Raw genomic sequence first — 15587 nt, forward strand, 5'->3', positions numbered from 1 at the left:
ACCGGGCGCCGCGCGTCTCAGTACATTGGCGGTAAACCCTCGTTCACTCCTCATCCCTAGGGGCCGTGCCTCATGTCTGGAACGACCGGTACCACCTCAGTGATCGTCGCGGGCGCCCGCACGCCCATGGGTCGCCTGCTCGGCTCGCTCAAGTCCTTCTCGGGCGCGGACCTCGGCGGGTTCGCGATCAAGGCCGCCCTCGACCGCGCGGGCATCGGCGGCGACCAGGTGCAGTACGTGATCATGGGCCAGGTGCTCCAGGCGGGCGCCGGGCAGATCCCCGCCCGCCAGGCCGCCGTCAAGGCCGGCATCCCGATGAACGTCCCGGCCCTCACCATCAACAAGGTGTGTCTGTCCGGTCTCGACGCCATCGCGCTCGCCGACCAGCTGATCCGCGCGGGTGAGTTCGACGTGGTCGTCGCCGGCGGCCAGGAGTCGATGACCAACGCCCCGCACCTGCTGCCGAAGTCCCGCGAGGGCTACAAGTACGGCGCGATCGAGATGCTCGACGCGATGGCGTACGACGGCCTCACCGACGCCTTCGAGGGCATCGCCATGGGCGAGTCCACCGAGAAGCACAACACGCGCCTGGGCATCCCGCGCGACGTGCAGGACGAGATCGCCGCCCTCTCGCACCAGCGGGCCGCCGCCGCGCAGAAGAACGGCATCTTCGAGGCCGAGATCACCCCGGTCGAGATCCCGCAGCGCAAGGGCGAGCCGGTGATCTTCTCCAAGGACGAGGGCATCCGCGCGGAGACCACCGCCGAGTCCCTCGGCAAGCTCCGTCCGGCCTTCGCCAAGGACGGCACCATCACCGCCGGCACCTCCTCGCAGATCTCCGACGGCGCCGCCGCCGTCGTCGTGATGAGCAAGGCCAAGGCCGAGGAGCTGGGCCTGGAGTGGATCGCCGAGATCGGTGCCCACGGCAACGTCGCGGGCCCGGACAACTCGCTCCAGTCGCAGCCGTCCAACGCCATCCAGCACGCGCTCAAGAAGGACGGCCTGACCGTCGACGACCTCGACCTGATCGAGATCAACGAGGCCTTCGCCGCCGTCGCGCACCAGTCAATGAAGGACCTCGGCGTTACCCCCGAGAAGGTGAACGTCAACGGTGGCGCCATCGCCCTGGGCCACCCGATCGGCATGTCCGGCGCCCGCGTGGTGCTGCACCTCGCCCTGGAGCTCAAGCGGCGCGGCGGCGGCATCGGCGCGGCGGCCTTGTGCGGCGGCGGCGGTCAGGGTGACGCGCTGATCGTCCGTGTCCCCGGAAACGGCAAGTAGTTCCGTACTGAAGGAGCAGCGCAGATGGTGGACGTCCCCGAACTCGTCGCCCAGGCACGGGAGGGCCGGCCGCGGGCCGTGGCCCGGCTGATCTCGCTCGTCGAGGGGGCGTCCCCCCAGCTGCGCGAGGTGATGGCGGCGCTCGCGCCGCTGACCGGCGGCGCGTACGTGGTGGGCCTGACGGGTTCGCCGGGCGTGGGCAAGTCCACGTCCACGTCCGCGCTGGTCTCCGCGTACCGCAGGGCGGGCAAGCGGGTCGGCGTCCTGGCCGTCGACCCGTCCTCGCCGTTCAGCGGCGGAGCGCTGCTCGGCGACCGGGTCCGGATGTCGGAGCACGCCTCCGACCCGGGGGTCTACATCCGCTCGATGGCCACCCGTGGCCACCTGGGCGGCCTCGCCTGGTCCGCCCCGCAGGCCATCCGCGTCCTGGACGCGGCCGGCTGCGAGGTGATCCTCGTGGAGACGGTCGGCGTCGGGCAGTCCGAGGTCGAGATCGCCTCCCAGGCCGACACCTCGGTCGTCCTCCTCGCGCCGGGCATGGGCGACGGGATCCAGGCCGCGAAGGCGGGCATCCTGGAGATCGGCGACCTGTACGTGGTGAACAAGGCCGACCGGGACGGCGCGGACGCCACCGCCCGGGAGCTCAACCACATGCTGGGCCTGGGCGAGGCGCGGTCCGCGGGTGACTGGCGGCCGCCGATCGTCAAGACGGTCGCGGCGCGCGGCGAGGGCATCGACGAGGTCGTGGAGGCCCTGGAGAAGCACCGCGCGTGGATGGAGGAGCACGGGGTGCTCGCCGACCGTCGCAGGTCCCGTGCCGCGCGCGAGGTGGAGACCATCGCGGTCACCGCCCTGCGCGAGCGCATCGGCGACCTGCACGGCGACCGGCGCCTGGACGCGCTGGCCGAGCGGATCGTCGCGGGCGAGCTCGACCCGTACGCGGCCTCCGACGAGCTGGTCGCGAGCCTGACGGGCAACTGACGGCGTACACGACGCGGGAAGGGCCTCTCCGGTCGTCCGGAGAGGCCCTTCCCGTTTCTCTGTCAGGTCACGGCTTGCCGCGGCGCCCGCGGAGCTGCTCCGCGATCGGCTTCAGGGACTCGTGGAGGTCTCCGAGGGCCTCGGGGCCGATCTGGTCGATGAAGTGCCGGCGCACCGACTCGACGTGGTGCGGGGCGACCTTGCGCATGGTCTCCATGCCGTCGTCCGTGAGGACGGCGTACAGCCCGCGGCGGTCGGACTCGCAGTTCTCGCGCCGGACGAGTCCGGCGTTCTCCATCCGGGTGATCTGGTGGGAGAGCCGGCTCTTGGACTGGAGGGTGGCCGTCGCGAGGTCGCTCATGCGCAGCCGCCGCTCCGCCGACTCCGAGAGGTTCACCAGGATCTCGTAGTCGTTCATCGTCAGGCCGAAGGGCTGGAGGTCCTTCTCCAGCTGGTGCGTGAGCATCCGCTGGACGTCCAGGAACGTGCGCCAGGCGCACTGCTCGCCGTCGGTGAGCCAGGGGATGACGGTCTCGGTCTCGGTCTCCATGTGTGGATTCTACCTAAGAAGTTGAATACTTGACGAAATCTGGGAGCGTGCGTTCGAAGACGTCACACTCCGCAGACTACCGCTCACAGACCGAAGCGCCGCTGGAGGTCACCGAGCTGGCCGGGAAGGCGCGGTACCGAGCCCGGCACGCTCTGGCCGGAACCGTGCGCACCATGGCCGCCCGGGACTCCCGCCTGCGCGGGCGGGCCGCCGATCGCCCGGTCCGCCATGAGCAGCTCCGTCGACTGGAGCAGGACCGTGCCCGCGCCCACGAACTCGAACTGGTGCTCCTCGCCCGAGGTGCCGCCGATGCCCGTCAGGGCCCGTACGCCGCCCATCACGCCCGTCATGTAGCCGTGGTCGTAATGATGACAGGGAGAGGGGCAGTCGGCCCAGCCGACCAGCGCCTGCGGGTCCACCCGCATCGGCGGCTCCATGAAGACCACCGGGCCGTTCGACGCGGCCACGAACTTGCCCGTGCCGATCAGCGTCACGAAACCCGGCACGATCGACTGCTTCAGCGCGAGCGTCGGCTGGTAGGCCAGCAGGTTGCCCGAGCGGATCGTCAGGTTGCCCTCGTCCAGGTCGAACGAGTTCACGTCGAAGGCCCGGTCCGCGAGCAGCATCTTGCCGCTGCCCTCCGCGACCACCCAGTCGCTCGCGTGCAGCGGCGAGTGGAAGGACGTGCGGACCAGCCGGTCGAGCCGCCCGTGCCCGATGCCGTTGAACTCGATCCGCCCGTAGTAGGCGATCATCTTGCCCTTCTGCAGGAACCACTGGGAGCCCTTGAGCTCCACGCAGAAGGTGTACGGATTGACGTTGTCGTCCGACGGAAGCGTCGTCGGGTCGTGGATCACCGGGGTGCTCACAGCTTCTCCTCCGAGGCCTGGACGTACACCGCGCCGCTGCCGCTCAGCTCCAGCTGGAACGCCTCGCCTGAGCCGCGCCCCACCATGTCGCGCCAGCCCAGCGCCGTGGAGAGCTTGTTCCGCACGTCGCCGTGGTGGGCCACGTACGCCTGCGGGTCGACGTGGACCGGGCGGCCGGGGGAGATCGGCAGCTCGATGACCCCGCCGTGCGCCATGACGGCCACCGAGCCGTGGCCCTTGAGGGTGGTGGTGAAGAGGCCCTGGCCGGTCACCTGGCCGCGGACCATGCCCATGACCCCGCCCTGCGAGCCCATGAACATCGTGCCCTGTTCCAGGGTGCCGTCGAAGGCGAGGAGCCGGTCGGCCTCCACGTACAGGGTGTCGCCCGTCAGCGCGATCACCTGGATGTGGTGGCCGCCGTGCCCGAACATCACCGTGCCGTTGCCCTCGACCGTCATCAGCGGCGTCGCCTCGCCGGCCACGCGGCGTCCGATCATCGACATCACACCGCCCTGGCCGCCCGCGATGTTCGGCGTGAAACTGACGTCGCCGCGGTACGCGAGCATCGCCCCGCGCTGGCTGAACATCCGCTGCCCGGGGATGACGGTCGCCTCGACCATCTTCGAGTTGATCTCGCGGAACGGCATCAGACGTCCCCCCCGATCGTGTTGCGCTCGCTCGGCTGGACGTACACGAGGCCGTCCCCCTCGAAGCGGATCTGGAAGGCCTCGCCGCCGCCCTCACCCAGGAGGGTGCGGAAGGTCACACCCGACTGGAAGTGCTGCTGGAGGTTGCCCTGGTGGGCGATGTACGCGCCGGGGTCGACCTGGAGCGGGTACTGCGGGGTCACCCGGAGCACCACCGCCGGGCCGTCGGAGGTGATCGCCGCCTGGCCGGTGCCCTCCACGGTCGTCGTGAAGAGGCCGTTGCCGGTGGCGCCGCCGCGCAGGCCCGTGAAGGTGGTGCCGGTGCGCAGCCCCGCGTCGGTGCAGAGCAGATTGCTCGCCTCGACCCAGAGCTTCTCGCCGTGCAGGGACACGAGGTTGATCTCGGAGGCCCGGTCGGCGAACCAGCAGGTCCCCTGGCCGCGTACCTCCATCACCTCCATCTGCTCACCGGTGAGCCGGCGGGTCACCATGCCACGCAGACCCTCACCTCCACCGCTCATCTTCTTGAACGCCATCTGGCCGTCGTAGGCGACCATCGAGCCGTTCTTCGCCTTGACGGAGTCGCCGGTCATGGAGACCGCGAGCACCTTGCTGCCCTGGAGTCGGAACGTTGCCACCCGGAGAAGGTACTGGGGACCCGGATAAAGAGACAGCAAAGTCGGCGTGCACAATGGACGGGCCCTTGTGCATCCGTTCACAAGATCGAACGAAGGTGACCCCCTCCGTGGACATCAAGACCGCTTCCTCCCTCCACCGGCTCCGGCTCGTCTCCGCGCCGGAGGCCGTCTCGTTCCTGCTTCTGCTCGTCTGCTCGGTGCTCAAGCGGACGACGGACTTCAACGCGGTGCCGGTCATGGGCGCGGTCCACGGCGTGCTCTTCGTCCTGTACGTCCTCTTCTGGCTGGACGCCTGGAACCGCACCAAGTGGAGCTTCGGCACCGCCGCGCTGTACTTCGCCCTCTCGGTGCTGCCGTTCGGCGGCTTCTGGGCCGAGCGCAAGCTGAAGGGCGAGGCCGCCGAGGCGGTCAGCGCCTCCCGTGCCCGCGCGGAGGCGGCCGAGGGTGCGGTGAAGGCGTGATCGTCGCGTTCTCCGTGACGCCGCTGGGCGTGGGGGAGGAGGTCGGCGAGTACGTCGCCGACGCAGTCCGTGTCGTCCGCGAGTCCGGCCTCCCGAACCGTACCGACGCGATGTTCACGAGCGTCGAAGGCGAGTGGGACGAGGTGATGGACGTCGTGAAGCGCGCCGTCGCCGCCGTCGAGGCCCGCGCGCCGCGCGTCTCCGTCGTCATGAAGGCCGACATCCGGCCCGGCGTGACCGACGGCCTGACCTCCAAGGTCGAGACCGTGGAGCGCCACCTCGGCGCCTGACACCGGCGGCGCCTGACGCAGCGAGGCGCCCGACACAACTGTGAAGCAGCCGGGACCCCCGGCCCTGATCCAGGGCCGGGGGTCTCTTCCGTTACCTGGTTGAGCGACTGCTCAAAATCGGCTACCTTCACTCGCGGGCAGTTTTGAGCGAGTGCTCAAGATGTCGGACGAGCTGGGGGAACACCGATGGGTCTCTACATCGAGACGCGGGTGCGCGCCGACCTGGAGACGCTCTGGGAGCGCACGCAGGAACCCGACCGCCACCAGCGGTGGGACCTGCGGTTCACGGAGATCGCCTACCTCCCGCGCGCCGAGGGCGAGCCGCAGCACTTCCGCTACGCGACCCGCGTCCTGCCCTTCCTGGTCGTCGCCGGCACCGGTGTCTCCGCGGGGGAGCGCCACCGGGCCGGCGGCGACCGGGTCTCCGCCCTCCGGTTCGCCTCGCCCCACCCGCTCTCGCTCCTCGCCGAGGGCAGCGGCTACTGGCGCTACGTCCCCACGCCCGACGGCGTCCGCTTCCTCACCGGCTACGACTACCGCCCCCGCTGGGGCCGCCTCGGCCGCGCCGCGGACCGGCTCGTCTTCCGGCCCCTCATGGGCTGGGCCACGGCCTGGTCCTTCGACCGGCTGCGGCTCTGGTGCGAGCGGGGGATCACCCCGGAGCGCTCCCGCAACCGCTGGCTGCTCGAACTCCTCGGCCGGGTACTGCTCGTGGCCGTCCCGTGGGCCGTCGGCTCGCTGCCGCTGGGGCTGGTGTCCCTCGCCTCCGTGCCGCTCACCGTCCTCGGGCTCGCCGCCGCCGTCCTCGTACCGCCCTCGCCCGGCACCCCGGCGGCCCGCCGCTGTCTGCGCACCCCGCCCGCCCGCAGCCGGGAGCCCCGGCTCCTCGCCACCCTGGAGCAGCCGTGACCGCGCCGCCCTCGATCTTCCGTACGGCCATGGGCGACGCCGCCTTCGAGCGGCTGCACCCGGAGCTCCGGCGGCGCTTCTCCGTGGGGCTCGCGAGCGGGGAGCTGTGCGTCGGACGGGGCGTCATGGACCGCGTCTGGCACGGCCGGGCCTTCGTGAAGCCGTTCCTCGCGGTCGGCGGCCGGCGGAACATCCTGCTGCCCCGCACCGGCCGGAACGTCCCCTTCGTCATCGAGAACGTGCCGTACACCGACTCGTACGGCCGGGAGACCGTCACTTTCGTCCGCACCTTCGACCTGCCCGGCGGCCCCCGGCGCTTCGACGCCACCATGGTCCACAGCCCCGAGCGCGACTGCGTCCTCGACTACCTCGGCACCCACCAGCACCTCGCCAGCGACCTCCACCTCTCCGCCGAACCCGACGGCTCGCTCCTCATCACCTCCGGCGAACACCGCTTCCGCGAAGGTCCGTTGGACGTCCGCGTCCCCGAACTGATCGGCGGCCGGGCCGAGGTCCGCGAGTCCTTCGACGAGCGCACCGGCCGCTTCCGCATCGACGTCCGGGTGGTGAACCGCCACTTCGGACCGCTCTTCGGCTACGAGGGCTCCTTCACCGCCGAGTACGCCGACGTACGCTCCCGGGGGGTGCGCGCCGGGCTGCGCCCGGTGCGCGAGGAGGTGCGGGCGTGAGCGGGGACGTGAAGGACCGGAAGGCCGGGGAGCCCAAGGGGCAGGACGCCCGGAGTCGGGAGACCCGCGACAAGCTGCTCGACGGCGCCCTCCGCACCCTCGTCGAGCAGGGCATCGCCAAGGCCTCCGCGCGGGCCATCGCGACCACCGCAGGGGTCAACCAGGCGCTGGTCTTCTACCACTTCGGCTCCGTCGACGAGCTGCTCGCCGCCGCCTGCCGACGCGGCGCCGAGCTGCGCGTCGCCCGCCACCGCGAGCGGCTCCGCTCCGTCGGCAGCCTCTCCGAGCTCCTCGCCTTCGGGCGCGAGATGCACGCCGAGGAGCGGGACGCCGGCCACGTCGCCGTCCTCGGCCAGCTGCTCGCCGGGGCCCAGACCCATCCGCGGCTCGCCCCGGCCACCGCCGCCGGGCTCGACCTGTGGATCGCGGAGATCGAACAGGTGCTCGTCCGGGTCCTCGCCGGGACCCCGTTCGCCGAGTTCACCGACGCCGCCGGGCTCGCCCGCGCCGTCGCGGCGTCCTTCGTCGGCCTCGAACTGTACGAGGGCGTCGACCCGGCCGGCGCCGAGGCGGCGCTCACCGCGCTGGAGCAGCTCGGCGCCCTGATGGCCGCGGTCGAGGAGCTCAACCCGGTCGCCCGAAAGGCCGTCACGTACACGCTGCGACGGCAGAGCGGTCGCGTCCGGTAAAGACGCCCACTCGGACGACTCCAGTCGACACGCCGAGCGATGTCCCCTTTCGTTGGGGTATCGACCTGTTCGACGACAGCTGGAGGCACCGTGCGGCAGGGAGGCTACGACTACGACACCTACAGCCGACTCGCCGGTCCCCTCACGGAACCGGACCCGGTGGCCTACAAGGTGCAGTACCGAAGTCTGCTCTCCAAGGAGCCCCACCGAATACGGGCCGTCCTGCTCATGTGCCTCGCGCCGCTGCTGTCGGCGCTGCTCCTGGCCTATCTCGTCTGGCCGAGCCACTGGACCGTCCGCGAGGGCGGCGACCGCTGGCTCGTCCACCTCGACACCGTGATGCTCGTGTCGATCGGCCTCATCTGCTTCTTCATGCTGGTGAACGTCACGTCGATCGCCCACGCCACCATGGTCGCCCGCGACCCGATACCCGTCCACGCCGAGCCCGGCACCCGCGTCGCCTTCCTCACCACGTACGTCCCGGGCAAGGAACCGCTCTCCATGGTCCGCGGCACCCTCGAAGGCGCCGTCCGGCTGCGGCACGACGGGCCGATGCAGGTCTGGCTCCTCGACGAGGGCGACTCCGCCGAGGCCAAGGCGCTCTGCGCCGAACTCGGCGTGCGCCACTTCACCCGCGCCGGCGTCCCCGAGTGGAACCGCAGGAAGGGCGCCCACAGGGCGAAGACCAAGCACGGCAACTACAACGCCTGGCTCGCCATGCACGGGGACGACTACGACTTCTTCGCCTCCGTCGACACCGACCACGTCCCGCTCCCCGACTTCCTGGAGCGGATGCTCGGCTACTTCCGCGACCCCGACATCGCCTTCGTCGTCGGACCGCAGGTCTACGGCAACTACACCGGCATCGTCACCAAGGCCGCCGAGTCGCAGCAGTTCCTCTTCCACGCCCTCATCCAGCGAGCCGGGAACCGCTACCGAGCGCCCATGTTCGTCGGCACCAACAACGTCGTCCGGATCGCCGCCCTCAAGCAGATCGGCGGCCTGTACGACTCCGTCACCGAGGACATGGCCACCGGCTTCGAACTGCACCGCAGGAAGAACCCGCGCACCGGCCACTTCTGGCGTTCCGTCTACACCCCCGACGTGCTCGCGGTCGGTGAGGGGCCGGCCTCCTGGACCGACTTCTTCACCCAGCAGCTGCGCTGGTCCCGGGGCACGTACGAGACGATCGTCAAGCAGTTCTGGAAGACGCCCTTCCGTACCCCGCCGGGCCGCTTCCTCAACTACACCCTGATGCTCGTCTACTACCCGATGACGGCCGTCAACTGGTTCGTGGGCATCCTCAGCGGCGTCCTCTACCTCTGGTTCGGCGCCTCCGGCACCCAGGTCTCCACCTCGGTGTGGCTGATGATCTACAGCGACGCCGTCGCCCTCCAGATCGGGCTCTACCTCTGGAACCGGCGCCACAACGTCTCGCCCCACGAACCCGAGGGCTCCGGCGGCCTCGCGGGCATGGCGATGTCCGCGCTCTCCGCGCCCATCTACCTCAAGTCCCTCGGCTCGGCGGTCCTGCGCACCCGCGGCCGCTTCGTCGTCACCCCCAAGGGCGGCGAGGCCAGCCCCGACCGCCTCCTCACCTTCCGCATCCACCTCTGCTGGGCGGCGGTCCTCATCGCCTCGCTCGTGGCCTCCGTGCACTTCGGTCACACCCACGCGGCCATGCGCACCTGGGCGTCCCTCGCCCTCGTCATCGCCCTGACCCCGGTCACCCTCTGGGCGTTCACGACCCTGCGGGACCGGCGCGCCCGGACCGTCAGGGAGCGCGCCCGTGCCCGGGCCCGTGCCCGCGGCCTCGTCGACGCCCGCGCGGGGGTCGAGGTCGTCACGGCGGCCACACCGCACCCGACCGCCCCGGCCCCGACGACGACCGGAGGGAACTGAGCCATGGTCCACCGGCCGTCGAAGAAGTTCAGGAAGACTCTTCTCGGCAGCGGGGCGGTCGTGGTCCTCGCCGCGCTCAACGCCCCCGCCGCCGTCTCCTTCGCCGAGGAGAAGTACCACGCGTACAAGATCGCCCAGCCCGGCTACAAGAGGCAGTTCGGCTCCTGGGAGCAGGTCGACGTCCCCGCCGAGTACCGCATCAACGCCATCCACGCGGCCCTCCTCCGCACCGGGAAGGTGCTGCTGATCGCCGGCTCGGGCAACGACCAGAAGAACTTCGACGCGGGGACCTTCGAGACCGTCCTCTGGGACCCCGCGAAGAACACCTTCAAGAAGATCCCCACCCCCGTGGACTTCTTCTGCTCCGGCCACACCCAGCTCCCCGACGGGCGGCTGCTCGTCGCCGGCGGCACCGCCCGCTACGAGGTCCTGGAGGGCGGCGTCGAGAAGGCCGGCGGCGGCATGCGGGTCAAGAACGAGAGCCCCGACAAGGCGGTCACCCTCAAGAAGGGCACCGTCTTCCGCTCCCCGTCCGGGATCGAGTACGTCTCCAAGTTCGACGTCACCGTCCCGAAGGCCAAGCGCGAGTTCGAGATCTCGTACTTCAAGAGCGGCCAGATGAAGCCGTGGAAGACCAAGGTCACCGCCGCCGAGGCGCGGGTCTTCGTCGAGGCCAGGAAGGCCGGCCCGCAGGCCCTCACCACCGAGGCCGCGCAGTACGAGATCGTCGGCCTCAAGGGCGAGGCGGCCGACAACGTCTACGGTCTCGCGCAGAAGCTCACCACCGAGAAGCAGGACTTCCAGGGCATCAAGGGCGCCTACGAGTTCGACCCCCGGGCCGAGAGGTACATCCCCGTGGCGCCCATGAAGGACGCCCGCTGGTACCCCACCCTCGTCACCCTCCAGGACGGCAAGGTCCTCGCCGTCTCCGGGCTCAACGACGTCGGCGACGTCGTCCCCGGCGACAACGAGATCTACGACCCCGCCACCAAGAAGTGGACCAAGGGCCCCTTCCGCTACTTCCCCACCTACCCCTCCCTCTTCCTCACCAAGGGCGGCAAGCTCCTCTACACCGGCTCCAACGCCGGCTACGGCCCCGCCGAGAAGGGCCGCGAACCCGGTCTGTGGGACCTGAGGAAGAACTCCTTCACCAAGCTCGGCGGGCTCACCGACCCCGACCAGCTGGAGACCTCCGCCTCCCTGATGCTGCCCCCCGTCCAGAGCCAGAAGGTCATGGTCCTCGGCGGCGGCGGGGTCGGCGAGTCCCCGAAGTCCACCGCCCGCACCTCGATCGTCGACCTCTCCGCGGACAGCCCCGTCTTCACCGACGGACCCGCGCTCCCGCAGGGCACCCGCTACCTCAGCAGCGTCCTGCTGCCCGACGACACCGTCTTCACCAGCGGCGGATCCGAGCAGTACCGGGGCCGCAGCGGCAGCGACATCCTGAAGGCGCAGTTCTACGACCCGAGGACCAACGCCTTCACCGAGGCCGTGGAACCCACCGTCGGCCGCAACTACCACTCCGAGGCGCTGCTGCTCCCCGACGGCCGGGTCGCGACCTTCGGCTCCGACCCGCTCTTCGACGACAAGGACAACACCAAGCTCGGTACGTTCGAGCAGCGCATCGAGGTCTTCACCCCGCCCTACCTCCACCAGGCCGGCACCGACCGGCCCGCCCTGGGGGAGGGCCCGCAGGAACTCGACCAGAACGGCCGCGCCACCTTCGCGACCGCCGACGCCGGACGGATCGTCAAGGCCCGGCTGATGCGGCCCAGTGCCGTCACCCACACGACGGACGTGGAGCAGCGCTCGGTGGAGCTCGGCCTGACGAAGGGGCAGGACGGGAAGACGGTCACCGTCGACGTACCGCAGGACCGCACGCTCGTGCCGCCCGGCTGGTACATGCTCTTCGTGACGGACGCCGACGGCATCCCGAGCGAGGCGAAGTGGATCCAGGTGCAGTGAGCGCCCTCAGGCCTTCACCCTCAGGCCTTCACCCTCAGGCCTTCACCCTCAGGCCTTCGCCCTCCGGGCGAGGCCCAGGGCGTACTCCGGCCACCACGTCCCGGCGGCCGGGCCGCCCCGGCACTGACCGTCCGAGTCGCCGGGGCGCTTGATCCACAGATACGCGTCGACCAGCTCGTCCCCGGTCCGCTCCGTCGGCGGTACGCCGAGGGACCGGCCCGGCGGATTGCACCAGGCCTCCGCCCGGTCACCCGGGAGGGGGCCGTCGCCGTTGCGGCTGGTGTCCACCGTGAAGTGGGTGCCGCCGAGCAGCCCCGACAGCTTCGAGCCGAAGCCCTTCACCGTGTCGTTCGTCTGGAAGTTGGAGACGTTCAGCGAGAAGCCGTCCGCGCGGGCGACGCCGGCCCGGCGCAGCGGCTCCACCAGCTTGCCGGGGTCGTCGATCCACGCCGGGTTGCCCGCGTCCAGGTAGACCCGGGTCCGCGGCTGCCGTTTGAGCCGGACGATCGCCTCGGCGAGCAGCTGGTAGCGCTCGTCGTGGTACTGCGCCGGGGTGCAGCCGTCCACGATGTGCGGCACCGCGTCCGGCTCCAGGACGACGATCGCGGGGGAGTCCCCGATCGCGGAGGCGAAGGAGTCGATCCAGTTCCGGTAGGCCCGGGCGTCGTGCGAGCCGCCCGCCGAGTACATCCCGCAGTCGCGGTGGGGGATGTTGTACGCGACGAAGACCGGGGTCCGGCCCCCGGCCGCCGCGCCCCGTACCGCGCGCGTGACCTCGGGGACGGGGTCGTCCCCGGCCGGCCAGTCCGCGACCGGGCGCTCCGCGATCCGCTTGAGGATCTCCGCGTCCTCGGTCCTGCCCTGCGCCTCGTACTTCCTGACCTGCTTCGCCGCGTCGCTCTCCGGGTCGACCCAGAACGGCGAACCGCCGGACGGGGCCGGTGCCTCGCTGCGCGCGGACGGCGGGCCGACCGGCCCCTTCGGGGGCTCGTCCGTGGAGCACCCGGTCAGGAGCAGCGCGGAGACGAGGGTCAGGGCGGCGGCGGTGACGGTGCGGCGGGACATCCGGCCCCCAGGCTCGGGTACGCGGTTACGGCGGGGCGTACGGGTACGGGGTTCAGGACACGGGGAAGGATTCGTGACAATCGGCGCCATCCTGGCATGTCGGTCAGTCGGTTCCGGGCTGCGACACCGCGATGCCCAGCGGTGTCCGCTCGTACAGCACCTGGTGGCCGTAGCGCCGGGAGGCCAGCAGCCCCGCGTCCCGCAGCACCGACAGGTGCGCGGAGACCGAGGAGGGCGCGAGGCCCAGGCGGTGCGCGAGCGCCGTCGTCCCCGTCGGCTCGTCCAGGGCGCACAGGACGTCCGCCCGGGCGCGGCCGAGCAGCCGGGCGAGCGCCTCGGGGGTACGGTCCCTGGGCTCGGCCCAGAGGCCGCCGATCCCGCGCGCCGGATAGACCACGGTCGGCTGCCACGGCGGATCGAAGCCGCTCACCACGTCGGGCCAGGTGAAGACCGAGGGCATCAGGACGAGCCCCTGCCCGTCCAGCGGGCGGTCGTGCTCCCCGGCGTAGGCGACCTGGAGGGTCGCGGTCTCGGCGGCCCAGGCGAAGGCCGGGTGCAGCTCGCTCAGGAGCCGTTCGAGCCCGCCCTCGGCGAGCCGGCGCGAGTGGTAGGCCACGTCCGCCTCCAGGAGCGCCCGCAGCCGGGGCCACTCGGGCGCGACCAGCGCCTCCCAGGCCGCCTCCAGGAGGACGCACAGGCGGCGCACGCCGTCGGCCGGATCGGCGAGGAGCCGCCGCCCCTCCTCGGTCCCGGCCGCCCCCGGTGTCTCGGCGAGGGCCCGCTCGAAGTCGACGAGCGCGAGGGCCGGGTCGGTCTCCCGTACGGCGGCGATCTCCTCGTCGAAGGTGGCGGCGGGCCCGAGCGGCGGCGGGTAGAGGAAGTCGGGGCTGTGGCCGCGGAGCGGCATGAGGAGCTGGAGCGGCCCGAGGTCGAGCCCGCGCGCGGCGCCCTCGATCCGCCGCATCCAGGGCAGGTGGTAGCTCTGCTTGCCGGGCCGGGCGAGGACCCGGACGGCGGAGTGCGTCTCCCAGAGCGGCGAGATCGAGAACCGGATCCGCAGCGGGTCGGCCTCGCCGAAGCGCAGGTGGTACGGCACGGGGGCCTCCCCGGAGCGGCGGAACATTCGTGTGGAGCCGAAAGTCTAGGGCGGGAGCCGCGCACGGCGGCACGCTGCCGCCATGCCGAAGCACGACTCCCCACCCCCACCCCTGCCCACCACCGAACCCCCCGCCCCCACCTCGGCCCTCGGCCAGGCCCCCACCTCGGCCCCCGGCCAGGACCCCACCTCGGCCCCCGGCCAGGACCCCACCTCGGCCCCCGGCCAGGTGCCCACTGCGACCCCCGACCCGGCCCCCGCCTCGGCCCCCGCGTCCGCCCCGGCAGTGCCCGCCGCTGCGGATCCCGCACCCGCCGGGGCCGGTCGGCCCGGATACCGGGCCGTGTTCCGGGTGCGGGAGTTTCGGTTCGTCTTCGTGGCGCACCTCCTCTCGCTCCTCGGGGTCGTCGTCAGCGAGCTCGCCCTCACCGTGCTCGTCTACGACCTCACCCGCTCCCCGCTCCTCTCCTCCCTCACCTTCGCCCTCGGCTTCCTCCCCTACCTCCTCGGCGGCACCCTCCTCGCCGGTCTGACCGACCGCCTCCCGCCCCGCCGGATCCTCGTCGTCTGCGACCTGGTCTGCGCCGCCTGCGTCGCCGTGATGGTCCTCCCCGCGACCCCCGTCGCCGTCCTGCTGGCCCTGCGCTGCGCCGTCGCCGTCGTCTCGCCGGTCTTCAACGGCACCAGGATGGCGACTTTGGCCGACATCCTCGGCGAGGGCGACCTCTTCGTCCTCGGCCGCTCCCTCCTGCGGATCGTCTCGCAGAGCGCCCTCCTCGCCGGCTTCGCCGTCGGCGGCGTCCTCCTCACCGTCGTCCCGCCGCGCGGCGCCCTCGCCGTCACCGCCGGCACCTTCCTCGCCTCGGCGCTGCTGCTGCGCCTCGGCACCGCCCGCCGGCCCGCCCGCGCCGCCGGGAAGGACTCCGCGGGCGGGCTGTCCGGCACCTGGGCGGTGCTGCGGAACCGGCGGGTGCGCGCCCTGATGCTGATGTTCTGGGTGCCGCCGCTCTTCGCCGTCGTGCCGGAGGCGCTCGCCGCGCCCTACGCGGACGAGATCGGCGTCTCCACCGTCGCCCTCGGCCTCCTGATGTGCGCGCTGCCGGTCGGCACCATCGCGGGCGAGCTCTTCGCCGGTTCCTTCCTGAGCGCGGCGGCCCGCTCCCGGATCGTGCTCCCGCTCGCGGTGACCGGCGTCCTCCCCTATCTCCTCTACGCCCCCGAGCCCGGCGTCGCCCTCGCGGTCCTCGCGCTCTTCCTGGCGGGCGCCACCGGCGCGTACACCCTCGGCCTCGACGCCTGGTTCGTCGCCGCCGTGCCGGAGGAGCAGCGGGGGAGGGCCATGACCCTGATGACCGCGGGCATGATGACCGTCCAGGGCGTCGGGATGGCGGGCGCGGGACTCGCGGCCGAGTTCGCCCCCGTGCACACGGTCGTCGCGGGCACGGGCGTCGTCGGCACGCTCTGTCTGCTCGCCGCCGCGGCGGAGCTGAAGGCCGCCGGGGCGACCGAGAACTGAGACGGGGCTGACCGCCAAGTTCCCCATGGGTAAGGTCGA

16 protein-coding genes are annotated in these 15587 nt (G+C 71.8%); 10 read left to right on the forward strand and 6 right to left on the reverse strand.

Annotated features, from left to right (window positions below; all coding sequences use genetic code 11):
• Positions 1–72: 72 nt before the first annotated feature.
• Both ACF08F_RS25670 and meaB read left to right on the forward strand, forming a co-directional pair.
• Positions 73–1281, forward strand: a complete 1209-nt coding sequence (locus tag ACF08F_RS25670; protein WP_392300880.1) for an acetyl-CoA C-acetyltransferase — start codon at positions 73–75, stop codon at positions 1279–1281.
• Positions 1282–1305: 24 nt separating this feature from the next.
• Complete coding sequence (gene meaB, locus ACF08F_RS25675) at positions 1306–2262, forward strand: methylmalonyl Co-A mutase-associated GTPase MeaB (protein ID WP_189509292.1); 957 nt, start codon at positions 1306–1308, stop codon at positions 2260–2262.
• A gap of 67 nt (positions 2263–2329) precedes the next feature.
• Here the strand turns inward: meaB and ACF08F_RS25680 are convergent, their stop codons facing one another.
• The 4 genes from ACF08F_RS25680 to ACF08F_RS25695 form a co-directional block, all read right to left on the reverse strand.
• Positions 2330–2812 carry a MarR family winged helix-turn-helix transcriptional regulator gene (locus tag ACF08F_RS25680; protein WP_392300881.1) on the reverse strand — a complete coding sequence of 161 codons (483 nt, stop codon included), beginning with the start codon at positions 2810–2812 and terminating at the stop codon, positions 2330–2332.
• Between the two features lie 83 nt (positions 2813–2895).
• The gene (locus ACF08F_RS25685; RefSeq protein WP_392300882.1) at positions 2896–3681 is read right to left on the reverse strand and encodes an AIM24 family protein; all 786 of its coding nucleotides are present in this window, start codon (positions 3679–3681) and stop codon (positions 2896–2898) included.
• Positions 3678–4328 carry an AIM24 family protein gene (locus ACF08F_RS25690; protein ID WP_392300883.1) on the reverse strand — a complete coding sequence of 217 codons (651 nt, stop codon included), beginning with the start codon at positions 4326–4328 and terminating at the stop codon, positions 3678–3680. The genes ACF08F_RS25685 and ACF08F_RS25690 overlap by 4 nt, the downstream gene beginning before the upstream one ends.
• The gene (locus ACF08F_RS25695; RefSeq protein WP_392300884.1) at positions 4328–4966 is read right to left on the reverse strand and encodes an AIM24 family protein; all 639 of its coding nucleotides are present in this window, start codon (positions 4964–4966) and stop codon (positions 4328–4330) included. Before ACF08F_RS25695 ends, ACF08F_RS25690 begins: the two co-directional genes overlap by 1 nt.
• 107 nt (positions 4967–5073) lie before the next feature.
• Between ACF08F_RS25695 and ACF08F_RS25700 the strand changes: the two genes are divergently transcribed.
• The 7 genes from ACF08F_RS25700 (at position 5074) to ACF08F_RS25730 (ending at position 11871) form a co-directional block, all read left to right on the forward strand.
• Complete coding sequence (locus tag ACF08F_RS25700) at positions 5074–5427, forward strand: DUF3817 domain-containing protein (RefSeq protein ID WP_392300885.1); 354 nt, start codon at positions 5074–5076, stop codon at positions 5425–5427.
• The gene (locus ACF08F_RS25705; RefSeq protein ID WP_073808485.1) at positions 5424–5717 is read left to right on the forward strand and encodes an MTH1187 family thiamine-binding protein; all 294 of its coding nucleotides are present in this window, start codon (positions 5424–5426) and stop codon (positions 5715–5717) included. The genes ACF08F_RS25700 and ACF08F_RS25705 overlap by 4 nt, the downstream gene beginning before the upstream one ends.
• A 186-nt stretch (positions 5718–5903) precedes the next feature.
• Positions 5904–6626 carry a hypothetical protein gene (locus ACF08F_RS25710; protein ID WP_392300886.1) on the forward strand — a complete coding sequence of 241 codons (723 nt, stop codon included), beginning with the start codon at positions 5904–5906 and terminating at the stop codon, positions 6624–6626.
• Between the two features lie 29 nt (positions 6627–6655).
• Entirely contained in the window at positions 6656–7315 is a 660-nt protein-coding gene (locus ACF08F_RS25715) for a DUF4166 domain-containing protein (RefSeq protein ID WP_392300988.1), read from the forward strand.
• On the forward strand, positions 7312–8004 hold the full coding sequence (locus ACF08F_RS25720; RefSeq protein ID WP_392300887.1) for a TetR/AcrR family transcriptional regulator: 693 nt from the start codon (positions 7312–7314) through the stop codon (positions 8002–8004). The genes ACF08F_RS25715 and ACF08F_RS25720 overlap by 4 nt, the downstream gene beginning before the upstream one ends.
• Positions 8005–8094: 90 nt before the next feature.
• The gene (locus ACF08F_RS25725; RefSeq protein WP_392300888.1) at positions 8095–9906 is read left to right on the forward strand and encodes a glycosyltransferase family 2 protein; all 1812 of its coding nucleotides are present in this window, start codon (positions 8095–8097) and stop codon (positions 9904–9906) included.
• Positions 9907–9909: 3 nt separating this feature from the next.
• Positions 9910–11871 carry a galactose oxidase-like domain-containing protein gene (locus tag ACF08F_RS25730; protein ID WP_392300889.1) on the forward strand — a complete coding sequence of 654 codons (1962 nt, stop codon included), beginning with the start codon at positions 9910–9912 and terminating at the stop codon, positions 11869–11871.
• Positions 11872–11919: 48 nt separating this feature from the next.
• On the opposite strand, the gene ACF08F_RS25735 is transcribed toward ACF08F_RS25730, so the two are convergent.
• Both ACF08F_RS25735 and ACF08F_RS25740 read right to left on the reverse strand, forming a co-directional pair.
• Positions 11920–12936 (reverse strand): glycoside hydrolase family 6 protein, encoded by a 1017-nt coding sequence (locus ACF08F_RS25735; protein ID WP_392300890.1) that lies wholly within the window; start codon positions 12934–12936, stop codon positions 11920–11922.
• 103 nt (positions 12937–13039) lie between these two features.
• Positions 13040–14032 carry a DUF5937 family protein gene (locus tag ACF08F_RS25740; protein WP_392300891.1) on the reverse strand — a complete coding sequence of 331 codons (993 nt, stop codon included), beginning with the start codon at positions 14030–14032 and terminating at the stop codon, positions 13040–13042.
• A gap of 343 nt (positions 14033–14375) precedes the next feature.
• On the opposite strand from ACF08F_RS25740, the gene ACF08F_RS25745 reads away from it, so the two are divergent.
• Positions 14376–15548, forward strand: a complete 1173-nt coding sequence (locus ACF08F_RS25745; RefSeq protein WP_392300989.1) for an MFS transporter — start codon at positions 14376–14378, stop codon at positions 15546–15548.
• The last annotated feature ends 39 nt before the right edge of the window (positions 15549–15587 follow it).

The organism is Streptomyces sp. NPDC015130 (assembly GCF_043080005.1).
Lineage (GTDB): Bacteria > Actinomycetota > Actinomycetes > Streptomycetales > Streptomycetaceae > Streptomyces.

Coding starts and splice junctions, on each gene's coding strand:
- ACF08F_RS25690 (WP_392300883.1), bottom strand. CDS start 4,328: ATGCCGTTCCGCGAGATCAACTCGAAGATGGTCGAGGCGACCGTCATC.
- ACF08F_RS25715 (WP_392300988.1), top strand. CDS start 6,656: ATGGGCGACGCCGCCTTCGAGCGGCTGCACCCGGAGCTCCGGCGGCGC.
- meaB (WP_189509292.1), top strand. CDS start 1,306: ATGGTGGACGTCCCCGAACTCGTCGCCCAGGCACGGGAGGGCCGGCCG.
- ACF08F_RS25680 (WP_392300881.1), bottom strand. CDS start 2,812: ATGGAGACCGAGACCGAGACCGTCATCCCCTGGCTCACCGACGGCGAG.
- ACF08F_RS25670 (WP_392300880.1), top strand. CDS start 73: ATGTCTGGAACGACCGGTACCACCTCAGTGATCGTCGCGGGCGCCCGC.
- ACF08F_RS25735 (WP_392300890.1), bottom strand. CDS start 12,936: ATGTCCCGCCGCACCGTCACCGCCGCCGCCCTGACCCTCGTCTCCGCG.
- ACF08F_RS25710 (WP_392300886.1), top strand. CDS start 5,904: ATGGGTCTCTACATCGAGACGCGGGTGCGCGCCGACCTGGAGACGCTC.
- ACF08F_RS25730 (WP_392300889.1), top strand. CDS start 9,910: ATGGTCCACCGGCCGTCGAAGAAGTTCAGGAAGACTCTTCTCGGCAGC.